General features: G+C 66.2%; 15 protein-coding genes. 8 read left to right on the forward strand and 7 right to left on the reverse strand.

Annotation, left to right across the window (positions count from 1 at the left end):
* Positions 1 to 2: 2 nt before the first annotated feature.
* The 3 genes from nadC to AC6IY7_RS15330 form a co-directional block, all read right to left on the reverse strand.
* The gene (gene nadC, locus AC6IY7_RS15320; protein ID WP_497780276.1) at positions 3 to 860 is read right to left on the reverse strand and encodes a carboxylating nicotinate-nucleotide diphosphorylase; all 858 of its coding nucleotides are present in this window, start codon (positions 858 to 860) and stop codon (positions 3 to 5) included.
* On the reverse strand, positions 857 to 2383 hold the full coding sequence (locus AC6IY7_RS15325; RefSeq protein ID WP_497780277.1) for an L-aspartate oxidase: 1527 nt from the start codon (positions 2381 to 2383) through the stop codon (positions 857 to 859). Before AC6IY7_RS15325 ends, nadC begins: the two co-directional genes overlap by 4 nt.
* A 217-nt stretch (positions 2384 to 2600) precedes the next feature.
* Positions 2601 to 3236 (reverse strand): DUF4202 domain-containing protein, encoded by a 636-nt coding sequence (locus AC6IY7_RS15330; protein WP_497780278.1) that lies wholly within the window; start codon positions 3234 to 3236, stop codon positions 2601 to 2603.
* Between AC6IY7_RS15330 and AC6IY7_RS15335 the strand changes: the two genes are divergently transcribed.
* Entirely contained in the window at positions 3235 to 3435 is a 201-nt protein-coding gene (locus AC6IY7_RS15335) for a hypothetical protein (RefSeq protein ID WP_497780279.1), read from the forward strand. The two genes, AC6IY7_RS15330 and AC6IY7_RS15335, sit on opposite strands and share 2 nt — an antisense overlap.
* A gap of 17 nt (positions 3436 to 3452) precedes the next feature.
* Here AC6IY7_RS15335 and nadA read toward each other — a convergent pair whose 3' ends face one another.
* Together nadA and AC6IY7_RS15345 are read right to left on the reverse strand one after the other, a co-directional pair.
* Positions 3453 to 4544: a quinolinate synthase NadA gene (gene nadA, locus AC6IY7_RS15340; protein WP_497780280.1), complete on the reverse strand. Its 1092-nt coding sequence runs from the start codon at positions 4542 to 4544 to the stop codon at positions 3453 to 3455.
* A 248-nt stretch (positions 4545 to 4792) separates the two neighbouring features.
* Positions 4793 to 5284, reverse strand: coding sequence for an SH3 domain-containing protein (locus AC6IY7_RS15345; RefSeq protein ID WP_497780281.1), 492 nt, complete (start codon positions 5282 to 5284; stop codon positions 4793 to 4795).
* A gap of 186 nt (positions 5285 to 5470) precedes the next feature.
* Here AC6IY7_RS15345 and AC6IY7_RS15350 point away from each other — a divergent pair, with 186 nt between their 5' ends.
* A complete protein-coding gene (locus AC6IY7_RS15350; protein WP_497780282.1) occupies positions 5471 to 6418 on the forward strand; it encodes an aspartate carbamoyltransferase catalytic subunit in 948 nt (315 codons plus the stop codon).
* 36 nt (positions 6419 to 6454) lie between these two features.
* A complete protein-coding gene (locus AC6IY7_RS15355) occupies positions 6455 to 6805 on the forward strand; it encodes a hypothetical protein (protein ID WP_497780283.1) in 351 nt (116 codons plus the stop codon).
* Between the two features lie 53 nt (positions 6806 to 6858).
* Here the strand turns inward: AC6IY7_RS15355 and cysK are convergent, their stop codons facing one another.
* Together cysK and AC6IY7_RS15365 are read right to left on the reverse strand one after the other, a co-directional pair.
* On the reverse strand, positions 6859 to 7848 hold the full coding sequence (gene cysK / locus AC6IY7_RS15360; protein ID WP_497780284.1) for a cysteine synthase A: 990 nt from the start codon (positions 7846 to 7848) through the stop codon (positions 6859 to 6861).
* 47 nt (positions 7849 to 7895) lie between these two features.
* Positions 7896 to 8408, reverse strand: a complete 513-nt coding sequence (locus tag AC6IY7_RS15365; protein ID WP_497780285.1) for an Lrp/AsnC family transcriptional regulator — start codon at positions 8406 to 8408, stop codon at positions 7896 to 7898.
* 361 nt (positions 8409 to 8769) lie between these two features.
* Between AC6IY7_RS15365 and AC6IY7_RS15370 the strand changes: the two genes are divergently transcribed.
* From AC6IY7_RS15370 to AC6IY7_RS15390, 5 genes are all read left to right on the forward strand, one after another.
* Positions 8770 to 9231: an RrF2 family transcriptional regulator gene (locus AC6IY7_RS15370; RefSeq protein WP_497780286.1), complete on the forward strand. Its 462-nt coding sequence runs from the start codon at positions 8770 to 8772 to the stop codon at positions 9229 to 9231.
* Between the two features lie 303 nt (positions 9232 to 9534).
* Positions 9535 to 10257, forward strand: coding sequence for a protein-L-isoaspartate O-methyltransferase family protein (locus AC6IY7_RS15375; RefSeq protein WP_497780287.1), 723 nt, complete (start codon positions 9535 to 9537; stop codon positions 10255 to 10257).
* Between the two features lie 133 nt (positions 10258 to 10390).
* Complete coding sequence (locus tag AC6IY7_RS15380) at positions 10391 to 11815, forward strand: TolC family outer membrane protein (protein WP_497780288.1); 1425 nt, start codon at positions 10391 to 10393, stop codon at positions 11813 to 11815.
* Between the two features lie 191 nt (positions 11816 to 12006).
* A complete protein-coding gene (locus AC6IY7_RS15385; protein WP_497780289.1) occupies positions 12007 to 12762 on the forward strand; it encodes a PopZ family protein in 756 nt (251 codons plus the stop codon).
* 62 nt (positions 12763 to 12824) lie between these two features.
* Positions 12825 to 13178: an FtsB family cell division protein gene (locus AC6IY7_RS15390; RefSeq protein WP_497780290.1), complete on the forward strand. Its 354-nt coding sequence runs from the start codon at positions 12825 to 12827 to the stop codon at positions 13176 to 13178.
* Positions 13179 to 13281 lie beyond the last annotated feature (103 nt).

Raw genomic sequence — 13281 nt, forward strand, 5'->3', positions numbered from 1 at the left:
GCTCAGCCGATCTCTATGTCCAGGCCGAGGTCCAGCGTCCGCGCCGAATGCGTGAGCGCGCCGACGGAGATGAGATCGACGCCCGTCTCCGCGACCGCGGCGATCGTCTCCAGCGTGACGCCGCCGGACGCTTCGGCGAGCATCCGTCCGCCGATCAGCGCGACCGCGGCGCGCAGCAGCTCGGGCGCCATATTGTCGAGCAGTACGATATCCGCGCCTTCGGCGAGGACCTCGTCGAGCTGCTCCAGCGTATCGACCTCTATCTCGATCTTCGTCATATGGCTGGCGAAGGCTTTGGCGGCGCGCAGCGCTGGCGTGACGCCGCCGGCGACGGCGATGTGATTGTCCTTGATCAGCAGAGCGTCGTCGAGGCCGAAGCGGTGATTGGCGCCGCCGCCGCAGCGCACCGCATATTTCTCGAAAGCGCGCAGCAGCGGCGTGGTCTTGCGCGTGTCGCAGACCTTGGCTTTCGTATGGGCGATTTTTTCGGCGTAGCGCGCCGTGAGCGATGCGATGCCGCAGAGCCGGCCGAGAAAATTCAGCGCGACGCGTTCCGCCGAGAGAATGGCGCGGGCGGGGCCTTCTATATGGGCGAGCACATCGCCCTTGCCGATGCGGGCGCCATCCAGCATCGCGGGCGTGAAGACGACGGCAGGATCGACGAGGCGAAAGGCGCAAGCCGCCACGCCGAGGCCCGCGACGATGCCGTCCTCGCGCGCGGCGATGACGGCGCGAGCGCGGGCGGTCTCGGGGATCGTCGCCTGAGTGGTGATGTCGCCGGCGCGGCCGAAATCCTCGGCGAGAGCGGCGCGCACGACATCTTCGATGAGCGGAGCGGGGAGCGTCCAGGGGGCGGTCATTTCAGCGCCTCCTCGGCGATGGCGCGCGCTTGCGCCGCCGTCATATAGGAGCGATGCGCGAGCGCGTCCTCCGCCTGCGGAAAATCGGAGCGGAAATGCGCGCCGCGGCTCTCGCGCCGGGCCAGCGCCGCGCTCGTCACCAGCAGCGCGGTCAGCGCCATATTGCGCAATTGCGCATGGGGCGTCGCGGATTCGATGCGCAGGATCGCCCGCGCCGCGCGCGTCAGCCCGATCGCATCGCGAATGACGCCGACGTCGCGCGCCATCACATCGCGCATCTCGTCGACGAGGCCCTGGTCGGGCGCGCCCGCTTCGTCAGACGCCGGGGCGGGGGCGGGCGCTGTCTCGAGATTCTGCTCGCCGATATCATTCGCGATGCGCGCCGCGAACACCACCGCCTCGAGCAGCGAGTTGGAGGCGAGGCGATTGGCGCCATGCACGCCGGTGGAGGCGACTTCTCCCGCGGCCCAGAGGCCCGCGAGCGACGTTCGCCCATGCGCGTCAGAGGCGACGCCGCCCATGTGATAATGAGCGGCGGGCGCGATCGGTATGGGCGCGGTCACGGGATCGACGCCGCCGGCCCTGCAGCTCGCATAGACGGTCGGAAAGCGCGTGGGGAACTCCGCGCCCACGCTGGCGCGCGCATCGAGGAAAGCGTCGCCTCCGGCCGCGATGGAGGCGAAGACCCCGCGCGCAACGATATCGCGTGGCGCGAGCTCGGCGGCCGGGTCGATCTGCGCCATGAAACGATGGCCGGAGCGATCGACGATGATCGCGCCTTCGCCGCGCAATGATTCGGTCGCGAGCGGCGCCGGATCGACGCCTATGTCGATCGCGGTCGGGTGGAATTGCACGAATTCCGCATCGGCGACGAGCGCTCCGGCGCGAGCCGCCATTGCGAGGCCGATGCCGCGCGCCTCATTCGGATTGGTGGTGACGCGGTAGAGATGGCCGATTCCGCCCGTCGCCAGCACTGTGGCTGGCGAGAGAAAATCGCGCAGTAGGCCATCGCGGCCGCGCGCGCGCAGGCCGATGACGCGGCCGTCATGGGTCAGCAGCTCTTGCGCGGAAAAACCTTCCAATAATTCGATCGACGGCGTCGCGCGAACGGCGGCGACGAGCGTCTCCATTATGGCGCGGCCGGCGGTGTCGCCCTTCACGCGCACGATGCGGCGCTCGGAATGGGCGGCCTCGCGCGAGGGCGTGAACTTGCCGTCGGCGCGATCGAAGGGCACGCCATAGGAGAGCAGGTCTTCGATGCGCGCGCGCGCCTCGCGCGCCATGCCGAGCGCGACGTCCGCATCGACGATTCCGGCGCCGGCCTTCAGCGTGTCCTCGGCGTGGCGCTCCGGCGAATCCGTGTCTAGCACGGCCGCGGCGACGCCGCCCTGCGCCCAGAAGGAGGCGGCGCCTTCGTCGATGGAGCCCGGCGTCAGCACGGCGACGCGGCGCGGCGCGAGCTTCAACGCGCAGAACAAGCCGGCGAGGCCGCCGCCGACGATGAGGATGGGAGCCTGTGTCACCGTGAAAGCTCCCGAGCGTGCGCCGCGCTCCCTCCCTCACCCTTCCCCTCGTCGCGAGCCGGATGTTCTCGGTTTGCGCATAGAAGACCGAAGTCGGCAACAGCCGACTTCGGATGGGAGAGGGGGCGGCAGGCTTTGCGCGAAATGTCGATGACGCGCCGAATCTGCTCCCTCTCCTGCGAAGCGGGGGAGGGGTGGGGAGGGGGCGCGCCGGCCATTAGTCGATCGCTACGGTTGCGAGCTTGGCGAGCGCCTCGCTCTCCTTGGCGACGGCCGCCGCCACCAGCGCGCGCGTGCGCTCCGGCAAAGGCAGGGCGAGCGCGGCGCCATGGCCCTTGGGCGACATTTTGCACAGCGTCTTGCCGAGGATATCGACGATCTTCTCATCGTCGTAATCTTTGTATTTCTCGTGGAAATCGTCGAAATAATGCTCGAGGAAGACGATCGCCGCGACATTCTCGAGCGCCTGGGAGTCGCGGTCCTTCTTCAGCTTTTCCTTGCGGATGATCCCGCCGACATGCGCGATCGCCTCTTCGTCATAGGCTTGCGCGCGCATGAGCTCGCCGACGAGGCGCGCATGATGCGCGCGGCATTCTTTGCGCCAATCATTATAGCCGTGGCGGCCGAGCGGAAAATTCTCGCGCGGAATATCCCAGCGGCGCAAATGCTGCGCGCGCGTCGCGATCTGCAGAAGCTCGGAGGCGTCGGGATAGAGCGCGGAGAGGCGCGCTGTCATGCGCTCGGCATAGACGATCTCGAAAGCGCGCTCGGCGCCGTCGATCGCCACTTTGCGCGGATCATCGGCGTTGGCGGCGTCGATCGCCGCGATCAGAGCCTCGTATCGAGCCGTCATGGCCGCGCTCCTGTCCTTCATGTCGCCGATGATCCAGTCCCTCACCCTGAGGAGCCCACCGATCTCGGGTTTACCCGAGATCGGCATGAAAATGCCCAAGTCGGGCCTGCCCGATTTGGGTGCGGGCGTCTCGAAGGGGCGCCACCTGGAGCATCCCCTTCGAGGCTTTTTGCGTTTCGCAAAAAGCGCCTCAGGATGAGGGGACTGGGGCTGCTGTCACCCCAGATCGATCATCCGCTGCACGGCGACGCGCGCGCGTGCGGCGATCAGCGGATCGACCGTAACCTCTTCGCGAATATGGACCAGCGCGTCGAGAATCTTCGGCAGAGTGATGCGCTTCATATGCGGGCAGAAATTGCAGGGGCGGATGAACTCGGTTCCGGTCGTCTCCGCGGCGACATTGTCGGCCATGGAGCATTCGGTCACCAGCAGCACGCGCGCCGGCTTTTTCGTGCGCACATAATCGATCATCGCCGCCGTCGAGCCGGCGAAATCGGAAATCTCCACCACCTCGCGCGGGCACTCGGGATGGGCGATGATCTTCACGCCCGGGTTATCGGCGCGATAGGTCTCGAGCTCTTCCGCGGTGAAGCGCTCATGCACTTCGCAGGCGCCGCGCCAGGCGATGATCTTCACCTTGGTCTGCGCGGCGACATTCTCCGCGAGATAGCGGTCTGGCAGCATGATGACGCGATCGGAGCCGAGGCTCTCGACGACTTTCAGCGCATTGGAGGAGGTGCAGCAAATATCGACCTCCGCCTTCACATCGGCGGAAGTGTTGACATAGGCGACGATCGGCACGCCCGGATATTCGGCGCGCAGCGCGCGAACGTCGGCCGCGGTGATGGAGGCGGCGAGCGAGCAGCCGGCCTCGAGATCGGGCATGAGCACCACTTTCTCGGGGCTCAGAATCTTCGAGGTCTCGGCCATGAAATGCACGCCGCCCTGCACGATGATCTCGGCGTCGGAGGAGGCGGCGAGCTTGGCGAGCTGCAGGCTGTCGCCGACGAAATCGGCGACGCAATGATAGATTTCCGGCGTCTGATAGTTATGGGCGAGGATGACGGCGTTGCGTTCCCGCTTCAGCTCGTTGATCGCCTTCACATAAGGCGCATGGAACGCCCATTCGATCGCCGGCATGACCTTCGCCACCCGCTCATAGAGATGGGCGGTCGCGGTCTCGACCTCTTTGTTCCAGGCGATATTGGGCATGGGCAGCACGGGAAAGCGCTGCGCGGCGCCGCAGAGCGCGCCCAAAGCCGGAGCGGGCGCTCGCTCTTTGTCGGCGGTCTGGAACGGGATGGCCATTTGGCTTGCTCCGAACTCGCTTATGCTCAATTAGAGCATAAGAGGGCCAATCAAAAACTCCACCGGGTGCCCCCGACAGAGAATGGTTTTCAGCTTAGAAGCGATGTGACGTTTCGGCAACCCTCGTCGAAGCGTCGACCCGAGACATATGCTCTCGATGAGTATATGTCAAATGCGCTTATACGAAAAAAGAGCCCGAGCCGCTCCCCGCGGTCTCGGGCTCTTCGCTATCCACGAATGATTTTCGGCTATCGGGCGAAGACGGCGCCCTTCCGCTTCAGATAATTGCGGTCCACATAGCCGGACTTGCCCTCGAAAGTGACCTTGCACCAGCTGGTCTTCCAGCCCGTCTGGCAGCCGGAGGAGGCGACCTTCCGGCCCGGCGGGATTTTCGTGACGACCTTCCAGCTCGAGCCGGGGCCGGAGCGCACGGCGGTGATGTCGCGCGTCACCAGCGGGGCGACGATGATATTCTTCATCGTCGGCTCCAGCGTGTTTGCGGCGACGAAGCCGCGTTTGCCCTTATAGTGGATCTGGCACCAATCGTGTTTCCAGCCCGGCCCGCAATTGTCGAGCTGGATTTTGGCGCCGGCGGGGACCTGGGCGATGACCGGCCAGCGCGCGCCGGGGCCCGACCTCATATTGGAGAAATCCGTGGCGACGGTGGGAGCCGCCATGGCCGTGGCGGCGCAGAGGGAGAGGGCCGCCGCGAGGAGCGGCGGGCCGAGCCGGAGTTGCATGGCGATCTCCTGTTTCGCGAAGAATAGCGGGAAAGGGCGTTCTCTATGTTGGGCAGATTCGAGAACTCTTTTTCATCCCCTTTGGTTCCGCCGTCGCTTTCGAGCATTCGTCTCGAGGATTTCTCAACCATGACGGCGGGCCTCGCCCACTGGCCAGCGCGCGAGAAACTGTTATAGACGGCGGCCATGCCGCCAAAATCGCATCCCTCCTTCCCGCACCGCCATCTGCTCGGCATAGAGGGGCTGTCGCGCATCGACATCGTCACTCTGCTCGACATGGCCGAGGAGGCGATCGAGGTCTCCCGCCAGGTGGAGAAGAAGCGCGCCACTCTGCGCGGCCGCACGCAGGTCAATCTCTTCTACGAATCCTCGACCCGCACCCAGGCCTCCTTCGAGATTGCCGGCAAAAGGCTCGGCGCCGACGTCATGAACATGTCGGTCGCCAATTCCTCGGAGAAGAAGGGCGAGACGCTGCTCGACACGGCGATGACGCTCAACGCCATGCGGCCGGATATTCTGGTCGTGCGCCATGCCCGCGCCGGCGCCGTTCATCTGCTGGCGCGCAAGGTCGATTGCGCGGTGGTCAACGCCGGCGACGGCGCGCATGAGCATCCGACACAAGCGCTGCTGGATGCGCTGACGATCCGCCGCCACAAGGGCCGCATCGAAGGGCTCACTGTGGCGATCTGCGGCGATGTGCTGCATTCGCGCGTCGCCCGCTCCAACATCATTCTCTTGAGCGCGCTGGGCGCGCGGCTGCGCGCGGTCGGTCCCTCGACGCTCGCGCCCGATTCGCTCGCGCGGCTCGGCGTCGAAGTGTTCCACGACATGCGCACAGGGCTCGCCGGCGCGGACATAGTGATGATGCTGAGGCTGCAACGCGAGCGCATGAACGGCGCCTTCGTGCCGAGCAGCCGTGAATATTTCCATTTCTTCGGTCTCGACGAGGAAAAGCTCGCCTATGCCGCGCCCGATGCGCTCGTCATGCATCCCGGTCCGATGAATCGCGGCGTCGAGATCGACTCGAGCGTGGCCGACGGCCCCCGCTCGCTCATTCGAGATCAGGTGGAAATGGGCGTCGCCGTGCGCATGGCGGTGCTGGAGGCGCTCGCGCAGCATCTGCCGAATGTGTAGAATGCGCTTCTTTCGTCGATCGCAGAGAGGCTCCGCATGGTCTTTGTCGCTCGTTTGATCACATTGTTTTCCGAAAGCCTTCTGCAGCAGTTCATCAATGGCGTCGGCATAGCCGCGTTGATGGCGGCGCTGGCGATCGGCTTCTTTCGCCTGTCCTGGTGGAAGAGCGTGCTGATCCTCACCTTCATCTTCGGCTTCGGCGTCGAATATCTCTTCGAAGGGTGGATCAAATTCTCCGACAAGGCGCAGAGCGCCAGCGAACGCTGGCCCTGGATGCTGCTGATCTATTTCTTCATCGTCTTCGTCGCTTATTGGAGCGGCCGCTTCGGCCGTCGCCATTTGGAGCGCCGTGGCAAGGCCGCTCCGCAAAAGCCCCATATACATTGAAATAAAAAATTGCGGCGATCCGAGCCGACACGGCCCGGATCGCCGAAACTGGATCAGACGCCTTCGAACAGCGCGGTCGAGAGATAGCGCTCGGCGAAGTCGGGAATGATCAGCACGATATTCTTGCCGGCGGCCTCCGGACGCGCGGCGATCTCGAGCGCGGCGGCGACGGCGGCGCCCGACGAGATGCCGACCGGAATGCCCTCGAATTTGGCGAGCTGGCGCGCGGTCTCGAAGGCCGTCTGATTGCCGATGGTGATGATCTCGTCGATGACCGTGCGGTCGAGAATCGGCGGCACGAAGCCCGGGCCGATGCCCTGAATCTTATGCGGTCCCGGCGGGCGGCCGGACAGCACGGCCGAATCCTCGGGCTCGACGGCGACGACCTTGAGGCCCGGGCGGCGCGGCTTCAGCGCCTGGCCGACGCCGGTGATGGTGCCGCCGGTGCCGACGCCGGAGACGAAATAATCGACCTCGCCATTGGTGTCGTTCCAGATCTCCTCGGCCGTCGTGAGCCGGTGGATCTCGGGATTGGCCGGATTCTCGAATTGCTGCGGAATGACGGCGTCGGGATTTTCCGCGGCGAGCTCGGTGGCCTTGGCCACGGCGCCCTTCATGCCCTGCGCGGCCGGCGTCAGCACCAGCTCGGCGCCGAGCACAGCGAGAATGCGCCGGCGCTCGATCGACATGGATTCGGGCATCACCAGAACGAGGCGATAGCCGCGCGCGGCGGCGACGAAGGCGAGCGCTATGCCGGTGTTGCCGGAGGTCGGCTCGATGAGCAGATTGCGGCCCGGCGCGATGCGGCCGCTCTTCTCCAGCGAGTCGATGAGATTGACGCCGATGCGATCCTTGACGCTGGCGAGCGGGTTGAAGAATTCGAGCTTGCCGAGAAGATTGCCTTTGACGCCCTTCTCCTTGGCGAGACGGTCGAAACGCACGAGGGGCGTGTCGGCTATGGTCTGGGTGATCGAATCATATACGCGGCCGCGTCCGGGTTTTTCCGATCGGATGAAAATCGGCGCTGCTACTTCCTCTGACATGGGTTGCTCCTCGAATAGTGTTTGTCGCTCACGCGCTTGCTCTGACTTTAGCCTGCCACGGCCTCTTCGGCCACCCGTCGCGCACGGGGAAAAGCGAGCGGCGGCGCGGTTTCCAGCGGCAGGGCCGTCGTCGCCTTGATCCGCTCCATGGCGAAGCGCGACACGACATTGCGCAAAGGCGCGACCGCGATGAGCCGCTTGTAGAATTCGTCGAAGGCGATCATGTCGGATACGACCACGCGCAGCATGTAATCGACGTCGCCCGCCATGCGATAGAACTCCACCACCTCCGGCATGGCGGCGACAGCGCGGGTGAAGCGCTCAAGCCAGGCGTCGGAATGCTCTCCGGCGACGATGGAGACATAGACGCTGAGGCCGAGGCCGAGCTTCTCGGGGGAGAGCAAAGCGACCCGGCCTTGCAGCACGCCGCTCGCCTCGAGCCGCTGAATGCGTTTCCAGCAGGGCGTCTGCGACAGCCCGACCTGCGCCGCTATGTCGGCGATCGAGAGAGAGGCGTCTTCTTGGAGAATCGAAAGAATGTGCCGATCGATGGCGTCCATTGGCTCGTCCGTGGCGTTCGAGAATGATTTTCCTATAGTCCACAAAAATACTATAACATGTCAAGGTAAGAAGCGCAGCCCGAGCCCGATCGCCGCGACCGTGACCGAGCCGTGGCGAAACCGCTGAAAGAGCGCGGGGGCGGGGGCTGTTGCGGCGGCGCTCCGGCGCGCGCGCCTTGCCGCTGTTTTTTCGATGAGTTTTATAGGCTTTAGAAGAAACTCGCCTTTTGGCTCGGCGTGGACGGCGACGTCGGCCGAGTGGACAATCGGCGCGAAATGGCGCCATTTTGCTGTAAAATCCGCTCGCCGGAGAAGAATTCACCACGCCGCCGGCGAGGCGGGCCTGAGGAGACGCCGCTCCATGTTGACGAAAAAAGCGAAATACGGATTGAAGGCGATGGTCTATCTGGCGCGCTTCGAGCCGGGGCGGACGGCGCTCGTCACCGATATCGCCACGGCGAATCAGATCCCCAAGAAATTTCTCGACGCGATCCTCGGGGAGTTGCGCAACGCCGGCTTCGTCCACTCCAAGAAGGGCAAGGGCGGCGGCTATACGCTCGCCCGCTCGCCGCAGGATATTCGCGTCGGCGCCGTCATCAGAGTGCTCGACGGGCCGCTCGCGCCGATCCAATGCGCGAGCCGCACCGTCTATCGGCGCTGCGACGATTGCGAGGACGAGACCCATTGCACCGTGCGGCTGCTGATGCTCGAGGCGCGCGACGCCATCGCCAATGTGCTCGACAATCGCACGCTCGCCCAGATGCGCGCGCTCGGCGAGGACGATCCCGCGGGCGCGCTGATGTCCGAGCTCGAGCGGAGCTGAGGGCGGCTCGAGCGGAATTGCGGGCGAGCTCGAAGGGAATCGCGGGCGAGGTCGAAGAGAATCGCGGGGAGGACGCCGGGCCGCCATGGACATCCGCCATGGACATGGGCGCGGCGCGAAACTATAAAGCGCACGGCCGAGCTCTTGCAGCCCGGCGAAGCGAAAGCGTTCGGCGAGTGGAGCCGGCCCGTCCGAACGCCTTCTTTGGAATTTTGGCGTCTTTCAAGAGGCGGGGCGCCCGCGGCGGACCGGCGGCCGTCGTCGAGACCCCCCGCGAGAGGCCGGCGCGACGCCGGAAGGTCGATGGCCGAAGCTGCCCAGCTCAAAGCAGAGACGAGTTCGCAACCGGGTTCGGCGACCGCCGCGCTGCGCCAGACGATGGTCGAGCGGCAATTGCGTACCTTCGACGTGACGGACCTGCCGCTTCTGCGGCGCTTCCTCAGCGTGCCGCGCGAGATTTTCCTGCCGCATGACATCGCCCCGCTCGCCTATTCCGACCTCGCGCTGACGCTCGACGACGAGCGCGGCCGCCCGGCGCGCTCGCTGCTGCCGCCGCTGGTTCTCGCCCGCCTGCTGCAGGACGCCGATATCCGCGAGACCGATCGCGTGCTCGACATCGCCGGCGGCACTTTCTACTCCTCGGCGCTGCTCTCGCCGCTCGCGCGGGAGATCGTCGCCCTCGAGGATGATGCGAGGCTCGCGGCGACGGGCCGCTCCTATCTCCAATTCATCGGGGCGGAGAATGTCCGGGTCGAGGCGGGGCCGCTCGCCGCCGGCGTTCCGGGCGCTGCGCCTTTCGACGTCATCATCATCCAGGGCGCGGTCGAGGCCGGCCTCGACCGTCTCTTCGAGCAGCTCACCCCCGATGGCCGGCTGCTCGCCATCGCCAAGGCGGAGCCGGACGCCGGCTGGGCGGTCACCCGCTTCGACCGCTCCGGCGGCGCGCCGGCCGGCGCGCGGGCGCTGTTCGACGCCTCCGCTCCTGTTCTGAAGGGCTTTGAAAAAGCGCCGGGTTTCGTGTTCTGACGTCTTCGCTCCGAAGTCTTGGATTCGCCCTGTTTCGAGCGTCGTGTTCGTGTTCCGTGAGTAGGCCGAAGGGCTCGCCCCGCGTTCGAGTCGAGCGTCGGGCGCGCTCTGTTCCAGAGCGGGTCTTTGTGGAATGCGTATCGTCGAATTGCGTCCGTCGTCCTGGCTCGGACTTTGGCTTTTGGCGATGGGCCTCGCCCATCCGCCCGCAGCCGGGGCGGAGACGCTGAAAGAGGCGCTGGCGCGCGCCTATCACGGCAATCCCGACCTCAATCAGCAGCGCGCCAATGTGCGCGCCAAGGACGAGGACGCCCCCAAGGCCGCGGCCGGAATGCGTCCCCGGGCGAGTATTTCGGCGAGCGCCGGGCCGCAGAACTCCACCATCAAGATTCCCGCCGGCCGCAGCCAGCTGACCGGCCAGCGCACCTATATGTATGACGAATATGTCGGCTATCCGCGCGGCGCGACGCTGAGCCTCTCGCAGACGGTCTATGACGGAGGCCGCACCGGCAATTCCGTGCGCCAGGCCGAATCGGGTGTCTACGCCGCGCGCGCGGGGATGCGGCTGACCGAGCAGGCGACGCTGCAAAATGGCGCGACCGCCTATATGAATGTGCTGCGCGACACCGCTGTGCTCGATCTGCGCAGGAACAATGTCGCCGTGCTCGAGCAGCAGCTCGAGCGCACGCGCGACCGTTTCGCCGTCGGCGAGGTGACCCGCACCGATGTCGCTCAGGCCGAATCGACGCTCGCGCAGGCGCGCACCGAGCTCTATGGCGCTCAGGGCCAGTTGAAGAGCAGCGTCGCCAATTATCGGCAGATCATCGGCGCCGAGGCGAAAAATCTGAAGCCGGCGCAATCGATCGAGACGCTGCTGCCGAAGTCGCTCGACGAGGCGATCGCCGTCGCCATCGTCGAGCATCCCGGCGTCGTCGCCGCGCAGCATCAGGTCGATGTCGCCGCGCTCGCGGTAAAGGTGGCGGAAGGCGCGCTGCTGCCGACGGTCTCGGTCGGCGCACAGCTCTCGCAGCAATATGATTCGTTTCTCGGCTCGCCCGCGACGCGGCAATTCTCCGCCGCCGCGACCGGACGGCTCGATGTGCCGCTCTATCAAGGCGGCGCCGAATACGCCTCCATTCGCCAAGCCAAGGAGCAAATGGGCCAGGCGCGCTTCAACGCCGATCTGCAGCGCGACAGCGTGCGCGCCAGCGTGGTGTCGAGCTATGCGCAGCTGGAGACGGCGCGCGCCTCGCTGCTCTCCGGCCAGGCTGCTGTGAAAGCAGCGGAAATCGCTCTGCGCGGCGTGCGCGAGGAGGCGCAGGTCGGACAGCGCACGACGCTCGATGTGCTGAATGCGCAATATGCGCTGCTCAACGCCCGCGTCGCTCTGATCATCGCGCAGCGCGATCGCGTCGTCGCGTCTTATGCGGCGCTGGGCTCGATCGGGCGCCTCTCGGCCGAGACATTGAGTCTCGATGTCGTTGCTTATGATCCGGCTGCGCATTTCGAGCAGGTGCGAGGCCTGTGGCTCGGCGTCGACACGCCCGCCCAGCGCTGAGCGGCGCGCCGCCGGGCGGCATTGTGTAAAAAAATCGTGTGCAAACTCCCTTACGCGCAATCCCCATGGTTTTACCGCAAGGCGGAATCATCGGATGATGCGAATCGACGCTCGACCCGAGCGGACAAGAAGAGCGAGCGGCGACGATGTCGCGAGAAGGCGTCGCCGCGAGACGGGAAGCAGCACATCTCATGAGCGCAGTGAACGCTTCGATCAATGCGCCGGCGCTCGATGCCGAGCGCCGGTCGCACGAGCCGTCGATGGAGGAGATCCTCGCATCGATCCGGCGCATTATTGCCGACGATGACGCCCTGCCCGCCGCGAGGCGCGAGAAGGAGAAGCATCCGGCAGAGTCTCCGCGTCGCGAAGAGCCGCCGCAGCGCGAAGAGGCGCCGCCCGCGCCTGCGCCGGTCGCTCGCGCGCCGATCGCCGCCCGGCCGGCGGCCCCGGTCGCCGCCGCTCCCGTCCCCGCGGTCGAGCCGGCGAAGCCCGCCGATTTCTGGCTGCGGCCGAGCGCCGCGCCCGAAGCGCCCGCGCTCGAGTCGACGGATCAGAGCCGCTGGTCCGAGGACACGGCCGAGGAGGTGGTGGTGGACGAAAATCTCGACGAGCCGGTCGCCGCGGCCGAGGAGGTCTACGCTCAGGACATTGGCGACGAGCTCGCCGAAGAGCCCGAGACGGCGAGCCTCGTCGAGCAGAGCCCTGCCGAGCCGGCCAATGATTGCGAGCCCGCGCCGCTCGTCTCGACGGATGCCGCCATGTCGATCGGCGCGCATTTCCAGGCTTTGGCGGCGAGCATCGTCATCAGCGAGGCCGATCTCATCGAGCGCTATGCGCAGGACATGTTGCGGCCCATGCTCAAGCAATGGCTCGACGACAATCTGCCGCCTCTGGTCGAGCGCCTCGTGCGCGCGGAGATCGAGCGGGTGGCGCGCGGGCGGCGCTGACGGCTCCGTTCGCTGCTCGGCGCCGAAGCGGCGAGACCGAGGCCGTTAACGGCGCTTATACGATGTTCGCGCAATGTGGCGGCATGTTCGCTCGTCATGTTTTGCGCTCCTTCGTGATCCCCCTGCTGCTCTACGGAGCGGCGGGGCTCGTCGCGGGCTATTTTGTCTGGCACGGGGTCAATGGCCAGCGCGGCCTCAAGGCCGGCGCCGAATATGAGCAGCGCATCGCCGAGCTGCGCGCCGAGCTCGGCGGGCTGAAGGCCGAGCGCGCGCAATGGGAGCGCAAGCTGGCGCTGATGCGCGGCGACGTCGTCGACGCCGATATTCTGGACGAGGAGGCGCGCTCGGTGCTCGGCCGCGCGCATCGCAACGACATCGTCATCCTCACGCCGCCTCCGCCGCCCGCGCGCCGCTGAGGACAGCTTCGCGAGACCGCTCGTTTTCGTCGCGCTCTCGAGCTATTCTGCCGGAGGCGGAGCGCTTGCCGCGATGCGGGTGGGGACGAGGGCTCGCTCATCG

The sequence above is a fragment of the Methylosinus sp. is20ea genome (genome assembly GCF_059718135.1).